The sequence below is a fragment of the Halomonas sp. R57-5 genome (assembly GCF_900070345.1).
In the GTDB taxonomy this organism is placed as follows: Bacteria; Pseudomonadota; Gammaproteobacteria; order Pseudomonadales; family Halomonadaceae; genus Vreelandella; species Vreelandella ventosae_B.
In genome coordinates this window covers 1,304,925-1,330,811 of record NZ_LN813019.1, presented here as the reverse complement: position 1 = coordinate 1,330,811, position 25,887 = coordinate 1,304,925, and the positions used below count along the sequence as shown (strand labels likewise).

Here is a 25,887-nt window from a genome sequence, read left to right as displayed (position 1 = left end):
CGTTAATAGGCTTTCGTTTGTAGAGCACAGCGTCTACCTTTCATATGAGTAAAAATAGGGTCTGCAGGCAGCAGATCTAGAGCTATCGTTAAGCAAAGGAAATGCGTTTAAACAGCCGTCGCTCCCGGGTGTTAACCGCTCAAGGATGAAAGGTGAAATATGGCAGGCGCCAGCACTATGTTGATTGCGCTCGCCGCTTTTTTCTGGGGAATTTCCGGAGGAATCGCGGGCATTCTGTTAGACAGCGGTTGGGATCCGGCTGTCGTGTCATTTTATCGAGGGTTTGTAGGACTTCTCTTCGCGCTTGTTTGGCTACTGTTTCAACGCAGCCATAGCGGCCTGAACAGCAGGCAGCTTTGGTTCTGGTCGGTCGTGGCAGGCCTTGGCGTGGCAGGTAACTTTACGTTCTATTTCCTTAGTATTGAGTATGGCAATGTGGCGGTCGCGGCCACCTTGATGTACTGCGCCCCTGTTTTTGTCTATCTCGTTTCATTTGCCCTCAAGCTTGAACGACCCACCGCCGCCAAGTGGCTCGCCATCGCACTAGTGATGGTGGGTGTGGTGTTGCTAACCAAACTGTATGCTATTGGCGCCAGCGACCTCTCGCTGCTGGGTGTGGGTACGGGTCTGCTTGCCGGCCTCTCTTATGCGCTGTTCATTTTTGGCTTTAAGTATGCGGCACCCCATGGCAGCCCATCCGCCGTTCTCACAATTGCCTTCACCGTATTAGCGATAGTCCTTCTACTACCAGCGGATATCCCCCAGGTGATCAGCGTTATTAACGCTCCAGAGCTGCCGCTGTTTGTGGTGTTAGGTATTCTGGGCGCGGGTCTATCGTTCTTGCTTTATGTGGTCGGCATTAAGCATGCGGCACCGGCGTTAGCTTCCATGGTGGCCATGGTGGAGCCGGTCACCGCCACTCTGTTTGGGGTAGCGGTGTTAAGCGAGAGCCTGGGTATTATTCAAATGGTAGGCATGGGGATCATATTGATAACCGTCACCGCGTTGAGTCTCTCCTCCCGTTAATGGGCTTAACGGCTACACTCACCGCGCATGGACGCGCTCAATGCCTTGCGCAGCGCTGACCCCACGAGCCCTTGCCCAATTAACACGGTGAGCTTCGCGATGGCGGCTTCCAGGGTGATATCGCTGCCGGCAATCACGCCTGCTTGGTTAAGTGCGGCACCCGTGGCGTAGGCGCCTTGCACCACCTCGCCTTGGGCACACTGGGTCACGTTAAGCAGTGCTACACCTCGCTCGTTGGCAGCCGATAAGGCGTTAAGCAGCTCGCCTTCAAAGCTAAGCGGGTTGCCAACCCCGTAGCTATACAGCACCAGCCCTTTTAGCGCTTCATCCTCCAGCAGCGCCTTGGCACGGCGCAGCGACATCCCTGGGTGCAACGGCAGTACCGCTACCGCCTCGTCGTCCACGTCAATAGGCGCAAGATTCGGTAGTCCGCTCAGCAGCGCCGAGGGCTGGAGAAAACTAATGCCAATGCCCAGCTCGGCAAGCCAGGGGAAGTTGGGTGAGTCGAAGGCATCTAAGCCTTGTGTGCGCACCTTCCGGGCCCGGTTTCCACGCAACAGCCGGTCATGAAAAGCCAGGGTGACTTCGCAAGGTGTCGCGGGGTGAGCCGCAAGCTGCAGCGCGCTGACCACATTATTCAGTGCATCGCTTCTTGGCTCACCCAATGGAATTTGAGAGCCGGTAAAGATCACCGGCTTGTTCAACGCACCGAGCATAAACGAAAGCGCGGCGGCGCTGTACGCCATGGTATCGGTGCCGTGGAGCACCACAAACGCATCGTAACGCGACCAGTGGCTTTCCAGCAGCGCCACCAGGCGATTCCAGGCCTCCGGCATTAACTCGGCGCTATCAATCAGCGGCTGCATTTCCAGCACATCAAACGCTGGCAGCCGGTAAGGATCGTCCAAAGCCAAATGCGTCGTTAGGCGTTCAGCCAGCCCCGCGCAGGGTATATAACCGTGTGGCGATGGCTGCATACCAATAGTTCCACCGGTATAGAGCATCAGTACGCGGGGCATGGGCGCTCCTCTCCTTATCAGTACAATCTAGTTAACTACTTACTTCGCAGGTGCGCCTTCCAGGCGCTGTTTTAACGCTTCAGCCTCTTCAGGCTCTAGCTCCCAGGCTTTTGGATCCAAATCGAGATCCGGATGCTGGTTAGCGTCAAAAATCGGCTGCTTGATGCCCTGCCGACGCTGCCCATCAAAGTCTTTCAAAATGCGCAGGCCACACTTGAACAGCAGAATCAGCGCGAACAGGTTAACGACCGCCAAGAGCCCCATGGTGACATCAGCAAAGCCGAACACGGTGCCCAAATCGGTAGTGGCACCCCAGCACACCAGCAGTACGATGGCCACGCGGAAGGCGTTAAAAAGGTTTTGGTTGTCGCGGCTGAAGAAGTTAAGGCTGTTCTCGCCCAGGKAGTAATTATAAAGAATCGTACTGAAGGCAAACAGCAGCAGTGCTAGGCTGACAAAGGTGCGGCCCCATTCGCCCACATGATCGGCCAGTGCTGCCTGGGTCAGGGCAATGCCCTCAACGCCAGCGCCCGCAGCAGGGTCGTATACACCGCTGAGTAGAATCAAAAACGCCGTGGCAGAACAGATAATCACGGTATCGATAAAGACTGAGAACGCCTGCACGATGCCTTGGTTRGCCGGGTGCGGTACGTAGGCCACTGCCGCCACATTGGGCGCACTACCCAGGCCCGCTTCGTTAGAGAACAGGCCACGCTTCAGGCCCATCATGATCGCCGCGCCAATACCGCCACCAATCAGCGGTTCAAGGCCGAAGGCACTCTTTACAATCAGCGCAATCACGCCAGGGATTTCCGTAATATTCATGGCGATGACCAGCAGCGCAATGGCGATATAGCTGACCGCCATAAAGGGCACCAATACCTCGGAAATACGTGCGATACGCTTAATACCGCCAAAGATAATCAGTCCCACCAGCATGGCAAGACCAATGCCGCTATACAGTACCGGCACGCCGAAAGCGTCACCGAAAGAGGTCGCCACCGAATAAGATTGCAGTGCGGTAAACGCAAAACCGAAGGTCAACAGCAGTAGTACCGAGTAGAACGCTGCCAGCCAGCGCCACTGTTTACCCAACCCTTTAACGATGTAGTACGCCGGGCCGCCGCGGTAAGTGCCGTCGCCTTCGGCTTCTTTATAGGTCTGTGCCAGGGTGCATTCCAAAAAGCTGGTGGCCATACCCATTAAGCCCACCAACCACATCCAAAAAATCGCCCCTGGGCCACCCAGCGTAATCGCCACCGCTACACCGGCGATGTTGCCGCCACCGACACGCCCGGCTACTGAAAGCACCAGCGCCTGAAACGAGCTTAAATGGCCGTGTTTATTACGCTTAAAGGCTTGGCCGGAACCAAGGATACGAAACATCTCACCGAAATAGCGAAACTGCACAAAGCTGGACGCAACGGTAAAACCGATGCCAACGCCCACCAGCAGCACTAGCAGAACCTTTCCCCATAGGAGGTCATTGAGCATATCAAGCATGTGATTCTCTCCGCGTTTTTGTATTAGCGTTATGTTGGAATTCGCGTCGTTTGCTATCGCGCTTTTGGAATTCGCGCCGCGGAGAATGTTGTACCAAGCGTGGGGCAGGATTAAATTTGGCGCAGCGATGCAGTTGTGTGCACTCACTGCATCAGTGGGTGCACCAGAGTGCATCAGGCGGGCCGTCAGATCTTCTCGGCAATGCGATGGGCTAGCTTATGAATAAAGGGGCCGCTGATAAACGCGATGATCCCCGCAGCTGGCCAAGCAAGCAGCCATGCATGCATCCAAATAGCCACAAAATCGGGATGAGCTCCGATATTCACATAAGTCACCCACGCCGACATAATCAGCGAGAGTGTGAACGACATCAGTAGCGCGAAAATAATTCTGTGTTTCATGGGGTGTCCTTAAAAGCATTATTTACCTGGGACAAGGCTATCAAACACCCATTACGGTAATATATGCCAATATATAAGAAACCATTTTACAGAATTGCAAAATGCGAAAGCCTTCTCTGGATGACCTGAACATCTTTATCGTGGCTGCCAATCAACACAGCCTTACGGCAGCGGCGGCAAAGCTAAAGATGACTATCGCCACCGTGTCGCGGCGTATTAGCGCACTGGAGGCCACGCTAGGCGTAGAACTGCTCCATCGATCCACCAAAGGGTTAACGTTAACGCCCCACGGTGAGTCCTATTATCGCGAGTGTGAAGAGCTAGTGCTCGCCCTTGATCAGCGCATATTGGATCTGGATCAGACGCTGCATAGCCTGAGCGGGCCGTTGAAGATTATGGCGCCGGTCAATCTGGGGAGCGGGCCACTAGATGCGTTTTGGCGACACTTTATTCATCGCCACCCTGACATTGCGCTGACTATCGAACTCGATAACAACGTGGTTGATATTCGCGATCACCAAGCGGATATTGCGCTTCGCTCTGGGCCACAAAAAGATTCGACGCTGATCCAGAAATACCTGGGCTATATAGAGCCGATTTTGGTGGCTTCACCGACGATGAAGCACCCTACTCCGAGCACGGTTGAGGAACTACAGGCGTGCCCCAGCGTGGCAGCAAAGATGTTTAGCGATTGGCAGCTGTTCCACCAAGAGGGTAGCCAGCACGCCTGTCATAAGAGCCATTTTCATATCAGTAACGACATGAATATTGTGCTGAACCTCACTAAATCGGGCGCAGGCGTCGCCTTAATGCCCGCCAGCATGGTGGCGAATAGCTTACAAACGGGAGAATTAATACGAGTGCTCCCTGAGTGGCAGGGACGCCACAGAGAGATCTACTTGGTATGGCCCTACCGGCGTAGCCTTTCAGCGCGGGCAAAGCTGTTTCGCAGCGAGCTAATCGAATTCCTCAGCCACCAAAACTGGTTCCACTCTGCTGGTTAGACCGCCTGTTCGCAGCAAACCGGCTGCACCAGAGCGAGCTTTACTGGCGCCGTAACGCCAGCAGAGATCTATCACCATTTTTGGATAATGCTTAGATGCCCGCTTTAGCCGCCCGAGCCGCATGGAGCTTCTTATAGCTTTCGATCAAGCGCTGGTGGCGCTCAAGGCCATCCAGCTGCATGTTGGTGGGCGTTAGGCCATGGAAGCGCACTTCCCCACTCACCGAGCCCACCACCGCGGCCATAGTGGCTTCACCGAACATGCGCTGGAAGTTGTGTAGATAGTCTTCAAGCTCTAGTTCATCATCCAGGACAATTTCCAGCACCGCGTTCACCGCCTGGTAGAACAGGCCGCGCTCGACGGTGTTGTCGTTGTACTGCAGGAACATCTGCACGCAGTCCAGTGCTTCTTCATGGCGTTGCAAAGCTAGGTAGACCAACAGCTTCAGTTCCAGAATGGTCAGTTGGCCCCACTCGGTGTTTTCATCAAACTCAATACCAATCAGCGTAATGATATCGGCGTGGTCATCCATCTGGCTCTCTTCCAGCCGCTCGACTAGGTCGGTGAGCTGGTCGTCATCCAGGCGGTGCAGATTGAGAATATCTTCGCGGTAATCTAGCGCCTTATTGGTGTTATCCCAGATCAGATCTTCGATGGGGTACACCTCGGAGTAGCCCGGCACCAGGATGCGGCACACCGGTGCGCCCAAATCTTCGTGTACCGCCATATACACTTCGGCGCCCAGCTCTTCAAAAATGCCAAATAGCGTCTCGGCTTCTTCATCATTGCTGCCGGAGAAGTCCCACTCGCTGAACTCAAAGTCAGGCTTTGCGCTAAAGAAGCGCCAGGAAACCACGCCCACCGAGTCGATAAAGTGCTCAACAAAGTTGTTGGGCTCGGAAACCGTCTGGGAGTTAAACGTCGGTAGCGGCAGATCGTTCAGGCCTTCGAAACTGCGGCCCTGCAGCAGCTCGGTCAGGCTGCGCTCCAGCGCCACTTCAAAGCTTGGGTGGGCGCCAAAGGAGGCAAACACGCCGCCGGTGCGCGGGTTCATCAAGGTGACGCACATCACCGGGAACTGCCCGCCCATGGAAGCATCTTTGACCAGCACCGGGAACCCTTGGGCTTCCAGGGCGTTAATGCCCTCTACTATGCTTGGGTATTTCGCTAACACCTCCTGCGGTACATCCGGCAGGGTTAGCTCCTGCTCAAGGATTTCCCGCTTCACCGCTCGCTCGAAAATTTCCGACAGGCACTGCACCTGGGCTTCTACCAGGGTATTGCCCGCACTCATGCCGTTGCTGAGGAACAAGTTTTCGATCAGATTCGAGGGGAAATAAACCGTTTCGCCATCAGATTGGCGCACAAAGGGCAACGACACGATACCGCGGTCTTCTCGGCCGGAGTTGGTATCAATCAGGTTGGAGCCACACAGCTCACCTTCCGGGTTGTAGATCGCCAGGCAGTGCTCGTCGAGGATCTCGGCAGGCAGCTCGTCATTCGGCCCCGGTTTGAACCACTTCTCGTTGGGGTAGTGAACAAATGCGCTATTAGCGATCTCTTCGCCTAAGAACTGATCGTTATAGAAGAAGTTACAGCTTAAGCGCTCGATAAACTCGCCCAGCGCCGAACACAGGGCGCTCTCTTTGGTCGCGCCTTTGCCATTGGTAAAGCACATAGGTGAAGCCGCATCGCGGATATGCAGCGACCAGACGTGGGGCACGATATTGCGCCAGGAAGCGATCTCGATTTTCATGCCCAGGTCGGCAAGGATCGCGCTCATATTGGCGATGGTCTGCTCTAACGGTAGGKCTTTGCCCTCGATATAGGTGCTGCCGCCTTCCGGAGCGCCCATCAATAGCGCCTGGGCGTCTTCGTCGATGTTCTCGACCACCTCGATCTGGAACTCGGGACCAGTCTGGACGACTTTCTTCACCGTACAGCGGTCAATGGATCGCAGCATGCCTTCGCGATCCTTATCCGATATATCTTCCGGCAGCTCGATCTGGATTTTGAAAATCTGCTTGTAGCGGTTTTCCGGGTCGACAATGTTGTTTTGCGACAGGCGGATATTCTCGGTGGGAATATTCCGTGCGTTGCAGTACACCTTGACGAAGTAGGCAGCGCACATGGCCGACGAAGCCAGGAAGTAGTCAAACGGCCCAGGCGCCGAGCCGTCGCCCTTATAGCGAATTGGCTGGTCAGAGATGACCGTAAAATCGTCGAACTTGGCCTCCAGGCGGAGGTTGTCGAGATAGTTAACTTTGATTTCCATGAGCGGGCGTCCGGGGTAATGAGTGTGCCTGGGCCATTAAATACTTAAGCCGGTAGGCGAATGGCAGCCATTATCCAGTTTTTCACCCGCTTCGTCTTGGGCCATCGCCCAAATCATCCACCACTCGTCGTGCGAAAACGGCAGTGCTTGCTACAGCAGCATCTTGGCGATCTCTCCAGGAGAGGAAGGAATTACTGTGCTTGCAGCATACTCTCTGCCTCGGTTTCGCTGACCCCGAGCATTAGTAAAATCTGGCGTTGTGTGGCTATCAGCACCTGCTTGCGCTCCACTTCTCCCGGCAGACTTTTGGCAATGGCGACGGCCCCTMCCAGGGAAGCCAATATAACCCGGGATTTATCAGCAATCGCGTTGCGGTCATTGGCAAAAGGGAGTTGTTTCAACTTGCTCAGTGCTATTAAACGGGTTTCAAGCATCTTTTTCATACTCATATAAGACGCTTCAAACAGGGTGCGGATTTCTGTTTTTTCACTGCCTATTTCGTTAAACAGTACCGCTTCAGGCCCCGGCTTATGCTTAGCTTCCAACTCTTGGAGATTGCAGTAGTTGGCGACTAATTCGGTTAGATGCTGTAACGAAAGCGGGCCTTTTACCAGTCTAGCCGCCCGGCTGTTATCAATGGTCAGGCGAACAGACTCATTGTAAAGGGCCTCTTTTGAAGCGAAATGGGCGTAAAAGGCGCCGTGGGTCATCTTGGCTAGTTTCATGATCTGGCCAATCGATACCTTTTGAAACCCATTGCGGCTAAATAGCTCCGTCGCCGAAGCCAAAATGCGCTCTTTGGTTTTCGATTTATGGCTCTTGGGATAAGGCATATCTACCTCGTCAGCTAAATATTATCTTGATCATATAGTGCCCATTGCTAGGGTGACCATATCAATAAATTAGGAGCCACTATGCACTCACCTATCGTGATTACCGGCATGGGCATGGTCAGCCCGCTAGGCAACAGCGTCAATAAAAGTTGGCAGCGACTGGTTGACGGCCAGTCTGGCATCAGCACCATTGACCGCTTTGACACCAGCAATATCCCGATCAAAATTGCTGGGGTGGTGCCTAGCATTAACCAAGACCCCAGCGGCGGTATTGACCTGAATGAGATAGCCGACCCCAAAGAGCAGCGCAAAATGGATCTGTTCAGCCTTTATGCGTTAGCAGCAGCCCATGAGGCACTGTCACAGGCCAACTGGTTCCCCGTTGAGCAGGCTCAAAAACGCAGAACGGCCACCATTATTGGCTCTGGCATTGGCGGCTTCCCTACCATTACTCAAGCCCAAAAAACCCTTGCTGAGCGCGGCTATCGCAAACTCTCCCCCTTCACGGTGCCCGCCTTTCTGGCCAATTTGGCGGCTGGCAATCTCTCCATTCGCTATGGTTTTCAAGGCCCTCTGGGATGCCCGGTTACAGCTTGCGCGGCAGGTCTACAGGCCATTGGTGACGGTATGCGCATCATACGCAATGGAGAAGCCGATGTAGCCCTCGTCGGCGGCGCCGAGGCGTGTATTGACCCGCTTTCACTGGCCAGCTTCAACGCTCTAAAGGCCGTTTCCACAGAAGCAGACCACCCTGAACGCGCGTCCAGGCCCTTTGATAAAGCCCGTAACGGTTTTGTGATGGGAGAAGGCGCTGGCGTTATGGTGATCGAAACGCTTGAACATGCGGTCGCCCGGGGTGCAACGCCGTTAGCGGTGATCAGCGGCTACGGTACCAGCGCGGATGCCTACCACCTGACGGCAGGCCCAAAAGATGGGGCTGGCGCAGCAGCAGCGATTCAAGCAGCGCTAGGCATGGCGAACCTATCTACTGATGCTATTGACCATATCAATGCCCACGCCACCTCGACACCCGTTGGCGACCGGGCTGAAATTGCTTCATTGCGTAATGTATTCGGCGAGCGCTTGCCCGCCATCCCGATTTCGGCAACGAAAGCCGCCACAGGCCATCTCTTAGGCGCAGCAGGGGGCATCGAGAGTATTTTTTCTGTATTGGCAGCCAATACGCAGCAACTTCCGCCTACCATCAATCTTGAGCACTGCGATGATGATATGCAGGATTTAACCTTCGTCACGGCGACTCATCAGAAGCACGTCACTAAGCATGTATTGTGCAACGGATTCGGTTTTGGTGGCGTCAATGCGGCGCTTATTATTAGCAGTATCGAGCGTTAAAGAGGGAAATAAATAAACCGATCTGCCGCCAGACTATGATCGGTTTATCCAAACAATATTGTCATCCTTTCTTGCATAGAAACGATAGCGCTTCCTCAAGCAGCATTTCGGGAACTTCCTCAGCGATGTAGTGGCCGCAAGGAAGCGCCTTGCCTTCTATATCAATGGCGACTTTTTGCCATTCACTTAGGGCATCAAAGCAGGCTTCAATGGCGCCTTCCGCGCCCCACATCACTTTTAACGGGCAGGTGAGTTTTACGCCCGCATCGATATCGGCCTGATCATGCTCCAAATCGATGGTGGCGCTGGCGCGGTAGTCACCGCAAATGCCGGTAGCCGTACCGGGTAGAGCGAGACAGCGCCCGTACTCCGCCAGTGCTTCCGGAGAGAAAGGCGCCATACCGGCACTGCGGGCACCCATGACGCTTTTCAGATATTGGGCGGGATCGCTCTGGATCAGCATTTCCGGCAGCGGCTGGGGACGAATCAAGAAGAACCAGTGCCAGTAGCTGCGCGCAAAGGCCTCATTAGTGCCACGATACATGGCAAGCGTCGGGGCGATATCCAATAGCACCATGCGCTCTACGCGTTCAGCGTGGTCAACCCCTAAACGGTGGGCAACCCGCGCCCCGCGATCATGGGCTAGCACTTTAAAATGCTCAAAGCCCAGCGTGCTCATCAGTTCTGCCATATCGGCAGCCATAGCGCGCTTGGAGTAATTTAGATGCTCAGGATCATCGTCGGGTTTACTGCTGTCACCGTAGCCGCGCAGATCCGCGGCGATAACGGTGAAATGTTGGGCAAGTTCTTCTGCCACTTTGTGCCAAATCACGTGGGTCTGAGGGTGACCATGAAGCAGTAGCAGTGCCGGGCCTCTGCCACCCATTCGAAAAGCGATCTCGACGCCGTTAACGTGGCGCGTTTGTTTTTCAAACCCATGAAACATGGTGTTCTCCTGATCTGCTGGCAATGTAACTAACACAACGTAATCGCGTAACCCTTTTATAAACGCCTATATCAGTGATTCGCAATACAAGTTGATGTTAAACCCTGACCTCAGCCGCTAGCGGCTGTAACCTTTTAACTGCTGGATAAGAAAGTCTTTTAACGCTACCACGGCAGGCGTTAGTGAGAGGCGATGAGGGCACACAAGATAGAGCGGCGTTGGCTCGCTGGGAAACTCCTCCAGCATTGCCACTAGGCGACCATTGCGAAGATCTTCTTCAACGTCTAGCCGTGACTTGTAAGCAATGCCCTCGCCAGCCAATGCCCAGCGCCGCACACAATCGGCATCGTCGCTCACCCGATTGCCTTTTACGTTGATGTTGTCACTCCCGAACTTCCACTGGTTATGAACACGTTCGCCAAGCACGAAACATAGGCAGTTGTGCTGATGTAAATCGTCGGGGTAAGCAGGACTGCCATGACGCGTAATATAGTCTGGAGAGGCACATACCACGCGATAATTATCGCTTTTAAGCGGCAATGCGACGAGGCTGGAGTCTTCCGGAACGCCGTATCGCAGGGCGATTTCTACGGGTTGGCGGAACAGATCACTCACGCGGTCACTTACTCGCAGGCGTAAATGCAACTGCGGGTGCTGGGCCATAAAGGTGTCCAACCAGCCCAGCAGCACATTGCGACCCAGGTCGGAAGGCATGGCAAGACTGAGCTCTCCAGCGATCTCTTGGCGCTCGCGGTGAAGTTCTTTCTCGCCTTGGTTGAGAGCATTGAGCGCCGCTTTAGCGTGCACAAGGTAGTGTGCGCCCGCGGTGGTTAGCCGCAAACTGCGGGTAGAGCGCACCAATAGCCGCGTGCCTAGCGCATCTTCCAAACGTTTGATGGCCACACTGGCCACCGCTGGAGTAATCGCTAACTCCCGTGCAGCGGCAGAAAGGCTGCCGTGCTCGGCAGCATAGATCAGCACTTTTAGATCATCGACACGCATTAAAACCTCTGGCGCCTACTATTTTCAAAATTTATTAGAAACTGTTAGCAAGATTACCCCTCTTTTTAGCAAAACAACATCCAGGCATGATGGCGCAACCTAAACTCACGAGACTACCCATTATGAAAGCGATTGCCTTTACCCAAAGCCTGCCTATTGATCATCCTGATGCGCTTCAAGAGATTGAATTACCCACCCCAACCCCAGAAGCCCACGATATTCGTGTTGCGGTTAGCGCCATTTCCGTAAACCCCGTTGATGCCAAAGTGCGCAACAGCGCCTTGCCGAAAACCGGCGAGCCGCGAGTGCTGGGGTACGATGCTGTGGGCATTGTGGATGCCGTTGGCAGCGCCGTTACGCGTTTTCAGCCAGGTGACCGGGTGTGGTATGCGGGTAACATTGCGCGCCAAGGCTCTAACGCCGAGTTTCAACTGGTCGATGAGCGCATCGCCAGCCTAGCGCCAAAAAGCCTTTCTGACACTGAAGCTGCTGCGCTTCCATTAACCGCCATTACTGCTTGGGAACTGCTGTTTGACCGGCTAGAGCTGGGCATGCGCGATACCCAAGGCAAAAGCCTGTTGGTGATTGGCGCAGCGGGGGGCGTGGGCTCAATCCTTGTGCAACTTGCCAAACAGCTCACCGATATTACCGTCATTGGTACGGCGTCTCGGCCCGAAAGCCAATCCTGGGTGAAGTCGCTAGGCGCGGACGCCGTTATTGACCACCACCAACCACTTGATCAGGCGCTTAAAGTGGCAGGCTTTGACGGGGTGGATATGGTGATCAGCCTTAACCAAACCGATCACCACTTTGAGGCCATTGTTGAAGCCCTTAAGCCTCAAGGCAAATTGGCACTGATTGATGACCCGGAACTGATCGATGTGCGGAAGCTCAAAGTGAAAAGCCTTTCGCTGCATTGGGAGCTGATGTTTACCCGCCCGTTATTCACCACCGAAGATCTTGCCAAGCAGCACGATCTGCTCACAGAAGTGGCGGCCATGGTCGATGATGGAAGGCTAACAACCACCTTAGGCGAGGTGTTAGGCCCCATTAACGCTGAGAATCTAAAACGCGCGCACGCCCTTATTGAGAGCAACAGTACAATTGGCAAACTGGTCTTGGAAGGTTTTTAAACAAGATCGAACTCGATGGACGCAACGGCCCTGTCACGGGGCCGTTGCACTCTGAGGCGTGAACCATCACATTAGGCAGCCACGACACTTAGAGAATCGAGTCACCCAATGCATGACGATTTTGTGGCCAACCTGCGCCTGCTCTGCAGCTACTACCCGTCTATTGCTGAGGTTTGTCGGCGTTTAGCGATCAACCGTGCTCAGTTTAACCGCTACCTGAGTGGGCGCTACCGTCCCAGCCACGCGGCACTGCAACGCATTTGCCACTTTTTTGGCGTCACCACTGAGGATATCGCGCTTCCCCACCACGATTTTCGTGCCCTGGTGCAAACCGGCCAACTGAAGTCAGAAGCAACCCCAGCAGCATTGCCGTGGCCGAACGCACTGGTTCAGCGCGGCAGCGAAGGCATGGAGCGCTATATCGGCCGCTACTTTGAGCTTTATCACTCAATGTCGCGACCGGGGCTGTTAATGCGAACCTTGGTGTGCCTGGAAGCGCGGGAAGGTGGCGTAGTCTATCAGCGCACCGAGCGGATGCAGACCACGCCCGGCTCTCGACCGTGTCACAATCGCTATGTGGGCACCGCGGTGAAGCTTGCGGATCGACTCTTTTTGGTCGACCACGAAACCCTTAACGGCCATGAAATCACTCAGACGATTCTGTTTCCGAGCTTTCAGAGCCAAGTGACGCGTTTGACCGGCTTAAAAATGGGCGTGGCGGATAACAGCGAGCGCATGCCCTGCTGTGTGCGGGTGGTGTATCAGCGCCTGGATGAGCAAGTCAGCCTACGCGAAGCGCTGGCACAGTGCGGTTTAATAGCCATGGATGACCCTTCGCTCGATGATGCCCTTATCGCCGCAACCCGAAACGATGTGGCCACTGAAGAGCATCACTTCCGTGCTCGTCACTAGAGCACAAGCGAGCAGGGAAACAGGCGTTAAGGTGAAGGCACCAGCACCTGCTGAAACAAAATCGTTTCAAAGTGCACCATGGGCTCGACGGACTTCAACATTTTGGCGCGCAGAATAGCGCCCTCCCAACCGGTAAGGATAAAGCTGGCGAGCGCTTCTGGCGTGGTACGGATGGCAATATCACCTTGCGCCTGGGCGTCTTTCAGGCACTGCACGAAGCGCTGCTCCCAGCGCTGAAAGACCAGATTTAGCGCATCACGGAAGGTGTCACTCTGGCCCGAAAGCTCTTGGCCGAGGTTACCAATCAAACAGCCTGTGGCGTGATTGCATTCGTGCATATGCTCACGGCCAGCCGCGAAGTAACGCCTTAGACGTTCGAGCGGCGGCGTGTCATTATCTTCCAGCAGCGCCACCAGGGTTTCATCATAGCGGGTAGCAAAGCGTTCGATCACCGCCAGCCCGAAATCTTCTTTGCTGGAGAAATAGTGATAAAAGGAGCCTTTCGGTACACCGCAAGTTTTTAACACGGCATTAATGCCCGTCGCATTGTAGCCTTGCTGACTAATCAGCTGGGCGCCACTATCGATGAGTTTGTCACGGGTTGCATTGTTTTTCATAATCTTAAAGTAGACCAGTCAGTCTATTGTTTTCAAGTGAGAGAACCAAGTGAATAAAAGCCAAGTTAAGCTAAAACCAAACCAGCGGATGCAAGTGAAGTAGCGGTTGCATGTTATTTGCACATTGTTTGACTAATGGCTGCTTAACAATGCGAGACCCTAGCATCATACGCTTATTTTTCTGGAATTTTCGCTCCTAATGGATGACGCGCGGTAATGACTCTTTCTCGCTATTACGCTACGCATCAACATGGCCGCATTCGTTTAGGTGCCGTGGTTGCATTATTGATTCTTGTTGCCACATTGGCGCTTGCTTGGTGGATTATTACCCAACCACCTCGTATAGAGCGTACCCCACCACCGGAGCCTCTGCCTAGTATGGTAGACGTCGTCACGGTGAGCGCTAGTGCCCAGGCTCCGAACCTGTATGCTTTTGGTCGCGTTGAGGCGGAGCAGGAAACAATGCTGGCCAGCCGTGTGGCGGGCCAGTTGGAGCGTTTTGCCGACGGCGTTGTGCCCGGCCAGGTAGTCGAGCAGCAAGCGCCGGTCGCCTATATTGACCAAGCCGACTTACAGCTAGCCCTTGAAGATGCCGAGGCCCAGCTCGCCAACGCCCAGGCCCAGCTATCGCTAGAGCAGGCAGAGCAGCAGCGGGCGCGCAGCGAGTACGAATCCTTTGGCCGCCAGCTCTCTGCCGAACGTCGGGCGCTGGTACTGCGCGAACCGCAGTTGCGCCAAGMCCAGTCTCAGGTCACCCAAGCGCGGGTGGCTCGCGATCAAGCGGCGCTCAATGTGGAGCGCGCTACCCTCATCGCGCCCTGGCGAGCTATGGTGCAAGAACGCTTGGTCGGTGCTGGCAGCTTGCTCAGCCAAGGTACCGAGGTGCTGCATCTGGTGGGCGKGGAGCAATTTTGGGTGCGCGCCTCGCTCCCTGGTGAGTGGACTGAGTGGTTGGAAGCGGGCACCACAGTCACCTTAACCAGCCGCGGCTGGCCCGAAGCCGCCACACGCCAAGGGACACTGGTCTCGATGCTGCCTAGCCTTGAAGAGAATGGCCTGCAGGCTCAACTGTTGATCGCCGTTAACGACCCGCTCGCCCTAGAGACCGACGGCCCTGCCCTGCGCCTGGGTGATGTGCTGCGCGCCTCTTTCCAACCGGCTGTTCAGGAGCAGCTCATTTCTCTGCCGTCTGCGGCGCTTCGTCCAGGTGACGTAGCATGGCGGGTAGATGAAGATAACCGCCTACGCCGTACACCGGTCACGCTGGCTTATCGCGGTGAAGATGATGCGTTAATCCGTAGCGGGTTGGAAACCGGCCAGCAGGTCGTCACCGCTGGGTTGGCCCAGCCCAGAGAAGGCCAGCTCGTGCGCGTCCGCCGCCCCAAAGACACCCCGGCTCAAGCGGAAGATGAACCGGGAGATGAGTCATGAAAGTGCCACGCGGCCCATTAGCTTGGATGGTGGATCACGGCGTAGCGCCTAACTTACTGATGGTGCTGTTTATCGTCGGCGGCCTCATGGCTTCGCTGGCGATTAAAAAAGAGGTCTTCCCCGAGTTCGAAACCGAAGTTGTGCAAGTCTCTATCAGCTACCCCGGCGCCACGCCGGAAGATGTGGAACAGAGCCTGCTGCTACCGGTGGAAGCCGCGATTGCTGATGTAGAAGGCATCGACGAGCTGACCGCCACGGCCAGCGAAGGCAGCGCCAGCGTCAACGCGACACTAATTGACGGCGTGGATGTCATGCGCGCCTACCAGGATATCCAGCAGGCGGTGAACGCCATCACTACGCTCCCCAGCGCTGCCGACCCACCGCGCTTTACCCTGGCGGGGCGCTCCCGCAGCGTGTTGAGCTTGCAGGTCTACGGCCCGGTCGGCTTAGAGGCGCTGCATGACGCCGCCGAAGATGTGCGCGGCGAACTCCAAGCCACCTCGGGCATTTCCCGCGCTGAGCTTTCCGGCAACCGCGAGCGGGAGATTCAAGTTCATCTCGATGATGAGGCCATTGAGCGCTTTGGCCTCGATCATCAGGAACTGGCCAGCCGCATTGCCGAAGAGGCGCTAGACCTTGCCAGTGGCCAGCTAACGACGGCCGAAGGGGAATGGCTAATTCGCTACCAAGGACGCCGCAATAGTGCCGAAGCCTTTGCCGAGCTGCCGATTCTGACCAGCTCACAAGGAATGCCCATCACGCTTGGGGATATCGCCGAGGTCAGCGATGGCTTCGCCGAAACCGACCGCGAGGAGTTTTATAACGGCCAGCCCGGCCTATCAGTGGATGTTTATCAGATTGGCGACCAAACCCCGACCAGTATTTCGGAAGCGGTCAACGGTGAGCTTGAGCGCCTGCGTGCAGGCATGCCGGAAGGCGTCAGCCTGGATATTTCCCGCGATAGCTCAGAAGTTTATGAAGACCGCCTCAGCCTACTGTTAAAAAATGCCTGGATGGGACTAGCGCTGGTATTGGTACTTATGGCGCTGTTTTTAGAAGCACGGCTGGCATTCTGGGTCACCCTGGGCATCCCCACAGCGTTTCTCGGCGCGATGCTGTTTCTGCCCTGGATCGGCGTCTCGCTCAATATGATGTCGATGTTCGCCTTTATTATCGCCCTGGGCATCGTCGTCGATGACGCCATTATCGTCGGCGAGAATATCTACAGCTACCGTGAAGAGGGCTATTCGCTGCGCGATGCGGCAGTCAAAGGCGCCAGCGAAATTGCTACTCCGCTGACCTTCGCGATTCTTTCCAATATTGTCGCCTTCCTGCCGCTACTCTTTTTACCCGGCTTTTTGGGGCTGATTTTTGCTACCGTGCCGGTGGTGGTGGTCACGGTATTCTTGATCTCTTGGCTGGAAGCCTTGGTCATTCTGCCCGCTCACCTCGCGCATAGCCGAAAACCCCGCCAAACCCCGACGTGGCAGCGCCCCCTGGAAGCGCTGCGCCAGCGGCTTCAGGGAGGTTTACACCACTTTACCTACCGCCAGTTTGAGCCGTTCTTGCAGCGCGCCCTGAACCAACGCCTGCTGAGTATTTCGCTGGGCATCGCCATTCTGCTAATCGCGCTCTCCTGGGCGATGAGCGGGCGGTTGGGTTTCTCGCTAATGCCACGGGTCGAATCAGATCAGGTGCAGGCCACGGTCACCCTACCCATTGGCAGCAATATCAGCGTTAGCCGCGAGCTAAGCCAACAGCTGCTCGACGCCGCCGATGCCCTTAGCGAGCGCGAAGAGACCCTCAGTTTTAGCAGTTCACGCAGCCGCCTGGACGGCGAAAGCCTGGAAGTGCGGTTAGATATTGCCAGCGAAAGCCTGGAAGCGTGGCCACCCTCACGGATCGCCCGAGAGTGGCGCGATCTTACCGGTGATTTGCTCGGCGCCCAGTCGGTGCGTTTTGAAGCCGACGTCGGCGGGCCTGGTAGTGGCGCGGCGCTCAGCCTCCGACTCTCCCACCCGAATACCCAGGTACTGGAAGCCGCCGCCGAACGGCTAGCGGAAACGCTAGGTGGCTATGGCCTTACGGATATCGACAGCGGCCTGGGCGACGGCAAGCCACAGTTAGAGATGCGTCTTTCTGCCGAAGGCCGCGCCTTGGGGCTCACGGGTAATAACCTGGCCCAAGCCCTGCGAGGCCCTCTCCAGGGCGCCACGGCGCTTGAACAGTACGTAGGGCGCAGCGAAATCAGCGTTGAGGTGCGTTTGCCCAATGACAACCGCGACAGCTTGAACGAGCTTTACCGCATGCCGGTGCGCACCCCCGATGGGCTGAGTGKGCCGCTTTCCAGGGTAGCCGACATTACCATCAGCCAAGCCTCTAGCAGCCTTGAACGCATTAACGGCCGGCGGATTATTACCGTCACCGCCGACTCCGAAAGCGACCTGGCCATTAACCAAGTGCTTGCCACACTACAGGAAGAAGTGTTCCCCAATTTGGAAGCGACCTGGCCGGGGCTGGAAGTCAGCATGGGCGGTCGTCAGCAGGACACCGCCGATAACTTAGCCACGCTAAAAACCTCCATGTGGTTAATGATTGCTGCACTCTACGCCTTGCTCGCTATTCCCTTCAGAAGCTACCTACAGCCGCTGCTGGTGCTGGCCGCGATCCCCTTTGGCATTGTCGGCGCCGTCGCTGGACATATGATCATGGGCTTTGGGCTTTCGATTATCAGCCTGTTGGGGATGCTCGCCCTTTCAGGCGTGGTGATTAACGACGCCCTGGTGCTGATCGACTACGCCAACCGCAAACGCCGCGAAGGCATGGCCGCCAGGGAAGCCATTGTGGCGGCCGCCMCCCGCCGCTTACGGCCGATTATGATGACCACGCTGACGACCTTTCTAGGCCTGGCGCCGATGATCTTAGAAACATCGCGGCAGGCGCGCTTTATGATTCCCATGGCAATTTCACTGGGCTTTGGCATGCTGTTCGCCACCGTGATACTGCTGATCCTGGTGCCCTGCCTCTACCTGGGCATGGAGAATGTTCGCGAACGGCTCAGCGCGCCGCGCCAGCCTGATCCAACTACAAACAAGCCTAGTCAAACAGAGGGAGCCCGCTGATGGCCTTGCTAACCGCCATACGTCAATGGCGCCCCTCCCAGTTGGGGCTCAAGCTGTTTGTGATTATTCTCAGCGTCAATATAGCGATCTCAGCCAGTATGTTTCTGGCCGTCTCCTACAGTATTGACCGCGGCTTTCTCGACTACCTCAATCAAGCCCAGGAGCGCCGCGCCACACTGCTGGCTGACGGCCTCGTGACTCGCTGGGAAACCCAGCAGAGCTGGGAGTGGCTGGAGCAGTCACCGGAGCGCTGGCCATTCATTGTTCGTTTTGAGCTAGGCCAAGAAAACCGTGACCGCCCTTCGCCACTCGGCGAGGCGCGTGATTTCACCCTGCGCGCCGCCGATGACCGCTTTGTGGTGCCGCCCAGGAGTGGTCGGGAAGGCTCGGGCAGTTGGCATTGGCTGACCCTGCGTAGCGGTGATACCCATATCGGCTCGCTGGGTTTCCGGCCTCCCCGAGAAATGATGGAGCGTATGGAGAGCCGCTTCCTGGAGCGCCAGCAACGCAATCTCGTGCTTATCGTGGTATCTCTCTGCGTTGCCTCGCTGCTACTGGCGGGCGGGCTCTCCTGGTGGCTGGGGCGACGCACCCGAGCACTGGCGGGCGCCACGCTGCGGCTTACCGAGGGCGACTATCGCACCCGGCTGCCTGAACGCGGTCGCGATGAGCTATCGCGCCTGGCACGCGACTTCAACGTATTGGCAGCAACCCTGGAAGCCAGCCGCGATGCCCGTGCACGCTGGGTGTCTGACACAGCGCACGAACTGCGCACGCCGCTGGCGGTGCTGCGCGGCGAGATCGAAGCCATGCAGGATGGCATTCGCCCGCTGAACCAGGAGAACCTTAGCTCCCTCGCCCAAGAGGTGGGGCAGCTAGAGCGCTTAGTCGCGGATTTGCGCCTGCTGTCGCAGAGCGACGCGGGCGCTCTAGATATCCAACTGGCGCCGATGGACCTGAGTGACTGCCTCGCCAGCCGCCTCGCCGACGCCGACCGCTGGTTAGTCGAAAGCGGTTTAACGCTGACCGAACAGATCGAGCCTGGCATTATGATTCGTGGCGATGCCCAGCGCCTGCGCCAGCTCTGGAACAACCTGTTGGACAACAGCTGCGCCTATACCCAGCCGCCGGGAGAGCTACGCGTCACGCTTACCGCTCAGCAGGGAATGGCCGTAGTCATCTGGGAAGACAGTACGCCAGGCGTGCCGGAAGGTGAATTAGCCCGTTTGACCGAGCGGCTCTATCGCGTTGAAGGCTCGCGCAGCCGTGCCAGTGGCGGCAGCGGTTTAGGACTCTCAATTGCCAGCGCCCTGGTTAATGCCCACGGCGCAACGCTGACGCCCTCTAGCTCAACGCTAGGTGGGCTACGCTGGACGCTACGTTTTCCGCTGTTGGCTGCTGATTAATATTTCCGGGATTAATGTCTCCAAAACTGATAGTACAAGAACCGTTACGCCCTGCTTTTACGTTCACTGTTAAGCGAGTCTACCGCTATGTCTGATGCTGCCTCTTTACTGATTGTTGAGGATGAACCGAAGATTGCCCGCCTAATGACGGACTACTTAACCACTCATGGTTTTGAGGTGACGACCTTAGGCCATGGCGATGAGGTAATGCCGTGGCTGGAGCAACACTCCCCCGCTTTGGTGCTGCTCGATATCATGCTACCAGGCAAAGATGGCCTCACCCTAAGCCGGGAAATTCGTCAAAAGTGGCCGACCATTGCGATCATTATGGTCACCGCCAAGGTAGAAGAGGTGGATCGCTTGCTGGGGCTAGAGCTGGGTGCCGATGACTACATCTGCAAGCCATTCAGCCCCCGGGAAGTAGTCGCCCGGGTGAAGGCGGTGCTGCGCCGCAGCCAAGCAGTCGCCGATGCCCCAACCAAGGTGCAAAACGCCCCTGTGGTATTAAACGAAGACGGCTGGCAAGCGCTCGCCCACGGGCAGGATTTAGGCCTAACGGCGGTGGAGTTCCAGCTATTGCGGGTGATGATGCAGGCCCCAGGCCGAATTTTCAGCCGTGAACAGTTAATGGATCATATGTATCGCGACAACCGCATCGTTTCAGAGCGCACCGTGGACAGCCATATTAAAAAGCTGCGCAAGAAAATCCACGAAGCGCTTCCGGAGCTGGAGATCATCCGTTCTGTCTATGGCGTAGGGTATAAGTACCAGCCGGAGGGATAACAACAGGACTGCTTATGAAGGCGCTTGTAGTAGAAGACAACGTTAATTTAGCCAACTCTATTGCAGCCACACTTAGCGAGGCTGCCTTTAGCATTGATGTCGCCGACGATGGCAGAAAAGCACTCCATATGCTTGAACAGGGCGGATACGATCTGTTGGTGCTGGATCTCGGCCTGCCTGAATTGGATGGCATCTCCCTACTACGCAGATTACGCCATCAGCAGGATACGATCCCTGTCTTGATTATTTCGGCTCGCGACAGCCTGGATCAGCGCATACATGGTCTTGAAGTGGGTGCAGACGATTATCTATGCAAGCCTTTTTCGTTGGAAGAAGTTACTGCACGTGCCCGGGCGTTAGTGCGGCGTGCCAAGCACTTTGGCGGAGAAACGCTGCAGTGTGGGCGCTTAGAGTTTTTACCTGATGCCATGGAGCTTCGGCTTGACGGCAAACCCTTGCTGTTGCATCGCCGCGAGTTAGAAGTCATGGAGTACCTGCTGATAAACCAAAATCGCCTCGTTAATAAGGATCAAATTATTGACCGACTATCTACCTCCGATGAGTCGGTCAGCTACGCCGCAGTAGAGACTTACATCTCCCGGATTCGTAAAAAAATTGGCTACGATTTCGGCTTAAAAACGGTACGCGGCCTGGGCTATTACCTGGAAGCTAAAGACTGTGAACCTAAAGACGTGAAAGCCCCTGGCTATGAATAAACGCCAATCGATCCGCAGTCGGCTGCTTTTATGGATTGGACTGCCTTTCACCGCCCTCGCGATCTTGGCATTGATCTCTAGTCACCTGCTGCTGTCTCGCCAAATTAATGCCACCTTTGATGACCTGCTACTTAATGCAGCTCAGAGACTGGAGCGTCGAATTTACACAGCGGATGGTGAGCTACGCATCAATATGCACTATTTCAGCATCAGTACACTTGGCAGCAGAGGTGAAGGAAAAATTTTCTATCGCATTAAAGAAAATGACGGAGACATAATCGCAGGCTTTAGCGGTTTGACAGATCCACCCCAAACGTCTCAAGAGCCCATTTTTTATGATGTAGATTATGCGGGCAATGCTTTAAGAGCTGTTGCGCTCACCCTTCCGTTCCGGAGAGGAGGCGAACCGGTAGACATTGAAGTCGTCGTCGCCGAATCAAAGGAAGCCCGCCACACCCTTACCAACGACTTCATGATAACGCTCACAGGATTAATGGTCGTTACAGGATTACTAGCCATTTCAATTGCACTTTTAGCCATTCACCTTGGGTTAGCACCTCTTAACGCGGTTAGCCAAGCCTTGCGACAACGTTCACCGAATGACTTGCATGCATTGGATGATGCAGCCCCAAAAGAGATCCTGCCGCTAATCCAGAGTATTAATCACTTAATGCAGCGTATGCGGCGCAGTATTGAAAGCACTCAGCAGCTCAATGCTGATGTCTCGCATCAGCTTAGAACACCTGTCTCAGAGATTCGCGCTTTAACGGAAATGTCGCTTAAAGACTCCTCGCAATCACCCGCTCATACTAGCCTGCGAGAGATTCAACGCATCGCTGAACATGCCAGTCACACCGTTAAGCAACTGCTTAAATACGCCAAAACACGCAGTGAATTAGTTGATACGTCTCATCTCGAAAGTGTCGATTTAATCGCCATTTGCCATGACGCCTGTGCCCAGACTGCCCCTAATATTTATAAACAGAACCAAGAACTCGCCTTTGATCAGCATAAAGCTATTCCTAACATTTTAGGCGACCCCATAATGCTGCGCTGGTTAGTAACCAATTTAATCGAAAATGCCAGCGTGCATGCGGGTGGCAGCATGGCCTATAGAGGCGTTATAACCGTTGCACTAACGGCTGACACGCGCCAAGTAACGTTAACGGTTAGCGATGAGGGTACCGGCGTGGAGGAAGCGCAGCTTTCCAAATTGACGGAACGCTTTTTCCGCCACAACAAACATACGCCTGGCAGCGGATTAGGGCTGGCCATTGTAGAACAAATTGCAACGACGCACTCTGCCCGCCTGGCGTTAACAAATCGCCCCCAGGGCGGCTTTGAAGTCACGGTGACTTTCCCCGCTATTTAAGCGGCTGATTAACTATTCGCAGCATTAGCGGGGTCATAAAGATCAATAACAGTAGACGCAGTATGTGGTGAGAAACAACATAGACTGGGTCGATACCCATCACCATGGCGATCACCGCCATTTCTCCTMCTCCACCAGGAATTAACGCAAGCAGGACAGCAACGAAGGCTAGTTGAGTAAAACTTGAAACCAACCATGCCATTAGCGCCGCTACCACCAACGCAAATAGGGCAAATGTAATCCCATAGCGCCCCATGCTGACTACCTGCGACCACTGAGTTCCTGAAAAACGCGAGCCTACAGAAGCCCCCAGCACCAGAAAGGCTGCAAGCACTACCCCAGTCGGCAGGGAGTAATCAAATCCAAGGTTAGCAATAATGGCCCCTGCGGCCATGGGCCCTAAAAACTCAGGCAGGGGAATTCTTAACAAGCGCGCTAACCACCAACATAGTGGTGCCAATAACAGAGGCAAGATATCGACTAAGGCTAGCGCTGATGGCGAACTGGCAAGCGCTACATCATCAACAAAAAAACTCGCCACGAAAGCCGCACCCGAGACCACGGTGACTAAGCGTAGCGAGTGAGAGATGGCGATCCAGCGTAAATCTCCATTTGCACGTTCAGCCAGCACCAGCGTTGAATTCATACTCCCTGGGTACGAGCAAAAAATAGCATTCATGCGTCCTACACTTGCTCGGTTAAAAATCCAGAATCCGCCGATCAGCATTAGTCCCATATAAACCAGCATTGCCAGCACACTGGGGTACCACAAAACCAATCCTACGAGTTCATCTGCTTGGATTCGATTCCCTATAAATAGCCCTAGCAGTGCTATGGCAGTGCGGTGTACACGCTTATCGACACCTGTTTTCACCCCCATCAGTGATAAGCCCATCACCATAAACAGAGACCCAAGCATCCAAGCCAAGGGCAATGAAAAAAGGGKGGCAAACCAGCCACCCATAAAACCCAAGCCAACGGTAATGACAGTTCTTTTCAACATTTCAAATTCTGAATTCAAGAATCATAGTTGAGCAGCCTCTTGGCGCGCTTTAAGCCGCTTCATTACAGGCTGGCTAAATAGTGAGATCAGCAGTAAGGCAAAAATAGCCAGCGTTACTGGGCGCTCAAAAACGTACGTAATGTCGCCACCACTGATTTGATAGGAGTGAAGTAGCGATTTTTCAGCCAACGATCCTAATAGCATGCCGATCACAGCGGCGGGTACGGAGTAGCCGTAGTGGCGAAATATCCAACCGATCACCGCAAACACCAGCACCGTAGCGGGCCCAGTCATATTGCCGGTTAGCCCGAAGGATCCCATTACCGCCAGCACCAACACAGAAGGAATCAAGTAGCGCATGGGCACTTTGACGATATTGGCCAAGAGAGGAATAAACAGTAAGCCGATGATCACCAGTAGAAACACCTGGGCAAAGTTAGCGAAGATAATCGCGTAAACCACATCCGTTTGTTGGCGAATAAACTGCGGGCCGCCAGTGATGTTATGCATAGCAAACGCCGCTAACATTACCGCTGTAGCGCCACCGCCGGGAATCCCTAGTGCCAGCAGTGTTGCCATCGAGCCCCCTTCGGAGCTGCTGTTAGCCGCCTCAGATGCCACGACCCCTTTCGGATTGCCTTTCCCAAATGAGTCGGGATCCCGATCACGGCGCTTAGTTTCTATGTAAGAGAGCAGGTTAGACACGGATGAGCCCACACCAGGAACCGCCCCGACCAACACCCCGATCAAACCACCCCGAATCATCACAACAGGATAGCGCATCGCCATTCTGCAACCTTCGAAGATCTCGCTCACCTTGACCTTACGGGCATCGGCGGATTCAACGATGAAGCCCTTGTTGGCCAGCTTAAATAGCTCAGAGGCCGCAAACATACCCATCATGGCAGGGATAACAGGCACGCCGTCCAACAGGTAAGTCTGCCCCATCGTACCGCGTGCCAAGCCGATTTCGCTAAACCCAATCGTCCCGACTAACAGGCCAACAAACCCTGCAATCAAGCCTTTAAGCACCTGTTCGCCTTTTAAGCTCGCGATCAGCGTCATCCCCCAGAGAATCACTACAAACATCTCTGCTGGCCCCAATCTCAGCACCATGTAGGAAAGCGGCTGTATCATAAAGAACAGCACCACGTAGCCCATCAGCGCGCCAATCACCGAGGAGGCTAACGCGACACCTAACGCCTGGTTATGCTGCCCCTTCCGCGCCATGGGGTAACCATCAAACGCGGTAGCGATTGCCGAAGAGGTACCCGGAATATTCATCAGAATGGCTGGGATACCGGCACCAAATGAGCCGCCAGTAAAAATAGCGGTAAGGAACAACATGGCTTGAATAAAGTCCATGTACATGGTCATCGGCAGGAAAATGGCCATAGCCATTGATATCTGCAGGCCTGGCGTTGCGCCAAAAATAAGCCCCAGTACGATACCCGGCACTACCACCAACCAAGGGCCAAAATTAGAAAAAAGCAGATCAAAACTCTGCCCTACTGCGCCAAAATCAATCATGGTATCTCCTCAGCTTGGAAGCAGCAGCAGTGTCATCGGGTACGGCAGCATCTGCGAGAAAAAGAACGCGACACTCAGCCCAAAAACGACGCTATAACCACCTACCAACAACCAATTGCGCTCCCCCTTAAGGATCAGGAAAAGCGCCAGAAACGCTACGGTGGCAATATCAAAGCCTATCGCTTCAAGCGACATTACATAGGCGGCGAAGAGACCCACAACAGGTAATGTTTTATGCAGCGGTTCTTCTTCAGAGGAGCGAAACAGCGAGCCGTGTTTAATACGCAGGATCAACTCGAGTGCAATAATCGCTAACACGATAACGGCAAGTGGCAATATAAGCAGCAGGTTTTGCGGTGTGGCGGATACGCGAATGGCGTCTAATAAATACCATAGTGTAAAGCCAGCCAGACCCATGAGAACGATAAAGTCCCCATAGTCACGTTTACATTCAGACATGGTAAAACCCCATACTGGCCCCTCATTAATGTGAGGGGCCA

22 protein-coding genes are annotated in these 25,887 nt (G+C 54.9%); 11 read left to right on the top strand and 11 right to left on the bottom strand.

Annotated features, from left to right (window positions below; genetic code table 11):
- Positions 1-159: 159 nt before the first annotated feature.
- Positions 160-1,026 (top strand): DMT family transporter, encoded by an 867-nt coding sequence (locus HALO_RS06010; RefSeq protein WP_035585214.1) that lies wholly within the window; start codon positions 160-162, stop codon positions 1,024-1,026.
- Positions 1,027-1,031: 5 nt separating this feature from the next.
- Here the strand turns inward: HALO_RS06010 and HALO_RS06005 are convergent, their stop codons facing one another.
- The 3 genes from HALO_RS06005 to HALO_RS05995 all read right to left on the bottom strand — a co-directional run bounded on the left by HALO_RS06005 (position 1,032) and on the right by HALO_RS05995 (position 3,949).
- Positions 1,032-2,045 carry an asparaginase domain-containing protein gene (locus HALO_RS06005; RefSeq protein ID WP_035585216.1) on the bottom strand — a complete coding sequence of 338 codons (1,014 nt, stop codon included), beginning with the start codon at positions 2,043-2,045 and terminating at the stop codon, positions 1,032-1,034.
- Positions 2,046-2,084: 39 nt separating this feature from the next.
- Complete coding sequence (locus HALO_RS06000) at positions 2,085-3,548, bottom strand: alanine/glycine:cation symporter family protein (RefSeq protein WP_050713178.1); 1,464 nt, start codon at positions 3,546-3,548, stop codon at positions 2,085-2,087.
- Between the two features lie 185 nt (positions 3,549-3,733).
- Positions 3,734-3,949, bottom strand: coding sequence for a DUF2798 domain-containing protein (locus tag HALO_RS05995; RefSeq protein ID WP_035585220.1), 216 nt, complete (start codon positions 3,947-3,949; stop codon positions 3,734-3,736).
- A gap of 101 nt (positions 3,950-4,050) precedes the next feature.
- On the opposite strand from HALO_RS05995, the gene HALO_RS05990 reads away from it, so the two are divergent.
- Positions 4,051-4,953 carry a LysR family transcriptional regulator gene (locus HALO_RS05990; protein WP_035585222.1) on the top strand — a complete coding sequence of 301 codons (903 nt, stop codon included), beginning with the start codon at positions 4,051-4,053 and terminating at the stop codon, positions 4,951-4,953.
- Between the two features lie 91 nt (positions 4,954-5,044).
- On the opposite strand, the gene HALO_RS05985 is transcribed toward HALO_RS05990, so the two are convergent.
- Entirely contained in the window at positions 5,045-7,228 is a 2,184-nt protein-coding gene (locus HALO_RS05985; protein ID WP_050713177.1) for an OsmC domain/YcaO domain-containing protein, read from the bottom strand.
- 191 nt (positions 7,229-7,419) lie between these two features.
- A complete protein-coding gene (locus tag HALO_RS05980; protein ID WP_050713176.1) occupies positions 7,420-8,061 on the bottom strand; it encodes a TetR/AcrR family transcriptional regulator in 642 nt (213 codons plus the stop codon).
- Positions 8,062-8,142: 81 nt separating this feature from the next.
- Between HALO_RS05980 and fabF the strand changes: the two genes are divergently transcribed.
- Entirely contained in the window at positions 8,143-9,414 is a 1,272-nt protein-coding gene (gene fabF, locus HALO_RS05975; protein WP_035585229.1) for a beta-ketoacyl-ACP synthase II, read from the top strand.
- A 61-nt stretch (positions 9,415-9,475) separates the two neighbouring features.
- Here the strand turns inward: fabF and HALO_RS05970 are convergent, their stop codons facing one another.
- Both HALO_RS05970 and HALO_RS05965 read right to left on the bottom strand, forming a co-directional pair.
- Complete coding sequence (locus HALO_RS05970; protein ID WP_035585230.1) at positions 9,476-10,360, bottom strand: alpha/beta fold hydrolase; 885 nt, start codon at positions 10,358-10,360, stop codon at positions 9,476-9,478.
- Positions 10,361-10,477: 117 nt separating this feature from the next.
- Positions 10,478-11,362 (bottom strand): LysR family transcriptional regulator, encoded by an 885-nt coding sequence (locus HALO_RS05965; RefSeq protein WP_035585232.1) that lies wholly within the window; start codon positions 11,360-11,362, stop codon positions 10,478-10,480.
- A 122-nt stretch (positions 11,363-11,484) separates the two neighbouring features.
- On the opposite strand from HALO_RS05965, the gene HALO_RS05960 reads away from it, so the two are divergent.
- Together HALO_RS05960 and HALO_RS05955 are read left to right on the top strand one after the other, a co-directional pair.
- A complete protein-coding gene (locus HALO_RS05960) occupies positions 11,485-12,495 on the top strand; it encodes a zinc-binding alcohol dehydrogenase family protein (RefSeq protein WP_035585234.1) in 1,011 nt (336 codons plus the stop codon).
- A 108-nt stretch (positions 12,496-12,603) separates the two neighbouring features.
- Entirely contained in the window at positions 12,604-13,407 is an 804-nt protein-coding gene (locus tag HALO_RS05955) for a helix-turn-helix domain-containing protein (protein WP_035585236.1), read from the top strand.
- Between the two features lie 26 nt (positions 13,408-13,433).
- Here the strand turns inward: HALO_RS05955 and HALO_RS05950 are convergent, their stop codons facing one another.
- A complete protein-coding gene (locus HALO_RS05950) occupies positions 13,434-14,024 on the bottom strand; it encodes a TetR/AcrR family transcriptional regulator (RefSeq protein ID WP_035585238.1) in 591 nt (196 codons plus the stop codon).
- A gap of 216 nt (positions 14,025-14,240) precedes the next feature.
- Here HALO_RS05950 and HALO_RS05945 point away from each other — a divergent pair, with 216 nt between their 5' ends.
- The 6 genes from HALO_RS05945 (at position 14,241) to HALO_RS05920 (ending at position 22,854) form a co-directional block, all read left to right on the top strand.
- Positions 14,241-15,455: an efflux RND transporter periplasmic adaptor subunit gene (locus HALO_RS05945; RefSeq protein WP_050713175.1), complete on the top strand. Its 1,215-nt coding sequence runs from the start codon at positions 14,241-14,243 to the stop codon at positions 15,453-15,455.
- Positions 15,452-18,577 (top strand): efflux RND transporter permease subunit, encoded by a 3,126-nt coding sequence (locus HALO_RS05940; protein ID WP_050713174.1) that lies wholly within the window; start codon positions 15,452-15,454, stop codon positions 18,575-18,577. Before HALO_RS05945 ends, HALO_RS05940 begins: the two co-directional genes overlap by 4 nt.
- On the top strand, positions 18,577-19,983 hold the full coding sequence (locus HALO_RS05935) for an ATP-binding protein (protein ID WP_035585245.1): 1,407 nt from the start codon (positions 18,577-18,579) through the stop codon (positions 19,981-19,983). Before HALO_RS05940 ends, HALO_RS05935 begins: the two co-directional genes overlap by 1 nt.
- A gap of 87 nt (positions 19,984-20,070) precedes the next feature.
- Positions 20,071-20,766, top strand: a complete 696-nt coding sequence (locus tag HALO_RS05930) for a response regulator (RefSeq protein ID WP_009287363.1) — start codon at positions 20,071-20,073, stop codon at positions 20,764-20,766.
- 14 nt (positions 20,767-20,780) lie between these two features.
- Positions 20,781-21,482: a response regulator transcription factor gene (locus HALO_RS05925; protein ID WP_035585247.1), complete on the top strand. Its 702-nt coding sequence runs from the start codon at positions 20,781-20,783 to the stop codon at positions 21,480-21,482.
- The gene (locus HALO_RS05920) at positions 21,475-22,854 is read left to right on the top strand and encodes a sensor histidine kinase (protein ID WP_035585249.1); all 1,380 of its coding nucleotides are present in this window, start codon (positions 21,475-21,477) and stop codon (positions 22,852-22,854) included. Before HALO_RS05925 ends, HALO_RS05920 begins: the two co-directional genes overlap by 8 nt.
- On the opposite strand, the gene HALO_RS05915 is transcribed toward HALO_RS05920, so the two are convergent.
- From HALO_RS05915 to HALO_RS05905, 3 genes are read right to left on the bottom strand one after another with little or no spacing between them, the layout of a single operon-like run.
- Positions 22,847-23,857, bottom strand: coding sequence for an AbrB family transcriptional regulator (locus HALO_RS05915; RefSeq protein WP_050713173.1), 1,011 nt, complete (start codon positions 23,855-23,857; stop codon positions 22,847-22,849). The two genes, HALO_RS05920 and HALO_RS05915, sit on opposite strands and share 8 nt — an antisense overlap.
- A gap of 21 nt (positions 23,858-23,878) precedes the next feature.
- Positions 23,879-25,387, bottom strand: a complete 1,509-nt coding sequence (locus tag HALO_RS05910) for a tripartite tricarboxylate transporter permease (protein WP_009287367.1) — start codon at positions 25,385-25,387, stop codon at positions 23,879-23,881.
- 9 nt (positions 25,388-25,396) lie between these two features.
- Positions 25,397-25,846 (bottom strand): tripartite tricarboxylate transporter TctB family protein, encoded by a 450-nt coding sequence (locus HALO_RS05905; RefSeq protein WP_027958069.1) that lies wholly within the window; start codon positions 25,844-25,846, stop codon positions 25,397-25,399.
- Between the last annotated feature and the right edge of the window lie 41 nt (positions 25,847-25,887).

Bases quoted from the DNA above. Each gene is read 5' to 3' on its own strand.
- HALO_RS05990 (WP_035585222.1), top strand. From the start codon at position 4,051: ATGCGAAAGCCTTCTCTGGATGACCTGAACATCTTTATCGTGGCTGCC.
- HALO_RS05960 (WP_035585234.1), top strand. From the start codon at position 11,485: ATGAAAGCGATTGCCTTTACCCAAAGCCTGCCTATTGATCATCCTGAT.
- HALO_RS05970 (WP_035585230.1), bottom strand. From the start codon at position 10,360: ATGTTTCATGGGTTTGAAAAACAAACGCGCCACGTTAACGGCGTCGAG.
- HALO_RS06005 (WP_035585216.1), bottom strand. From the start codon at position 2,045: ATGCCCCGCGTACTGATGCTCTATACCGGTGGAACTATTGGTATGCAG.
- HALO_RS05950 (WP_035585238.1), bottom strand. From the start codon at position 14,024: ATGAAAAACAATGCAACCCGTGACAAACTCATCGATAGTGGCGCCCAG.
- HALO_RS06010 (WP_035585214.1), top strand. From the start codon at position 160: ATGGCAGGCGCCAGCACTATGTTGATTGCGCTCGCCGCTTTTTTCTGG.
- HALO_RS05930 (WP_009287363.1), top strand. From the start codon at position 20,071: ATGTCTGATGCTGCCTCTTTACTGATTGTTGAGGATGAACCGAAGATT.
- HALO_RS05995 (WP_035585220.1), bottom strand. From the start codon at position 3,949: ATGAAACACAGAATTATTTTCGCGCTACTGATGTCGTTCACACTCTCG.
- HALO_RS05935 (WP_035585245.1), top strand. From the start codon at position 18,577: ATGGCCTTGCTAACCGCCATACGTCAATGGCGCCCCTCCCAGTTGGGG.
- fabF (WP_035585229.1), top strand. From the start codon at position 8,143: ATGCACTCACCTATCGTGATTACCGGCATGGGCATGGTCAGCCCGCTA.
- HALO_RS05905 (WP_027958069.1), bottom strand. From the start codon at position 25,846: ATGTCTGAATGTAAACGTGACTATGGGGACTTTATCGTTCTCATGGGT.
- HALO_RS05955 (WP_035585236.1), top strand. From the start codon at position 12,604: ATGCATGACGATTTTGTGGCCAACCTGCGCCTGCTCTGCAGCTACTAC.
- HALO_RS05925 (WP_035585247.1), top strand. From the start codon at position 20,781: ATGAAGGCGCTTGTAGTAGAAGACAACGTTAATTTAGCCAACTCTATT.
- HALO_RS05910 (WP_009287367.1), bottom strand. From the start codon at position 25,387: ATGATTGATTTTGGCGCAGTAGGGCAGAGTTTTGATCTGCTTTTTTCT.
- HALO_RS05920 (WP_035585249.1), top strand. From the start codon at position 21,475: ATGAATAAACGCCAATCGATCCGCAGTCGGCTGCTTTTATGGATTGGA.
- HALO_RS05965 (WP_035585232.1), bottom strand. From the start codon at position 11,362: ATGCGTGTCGATGATCTAAAAGTGCTGATCTATGCTGCCGAGCACGGC.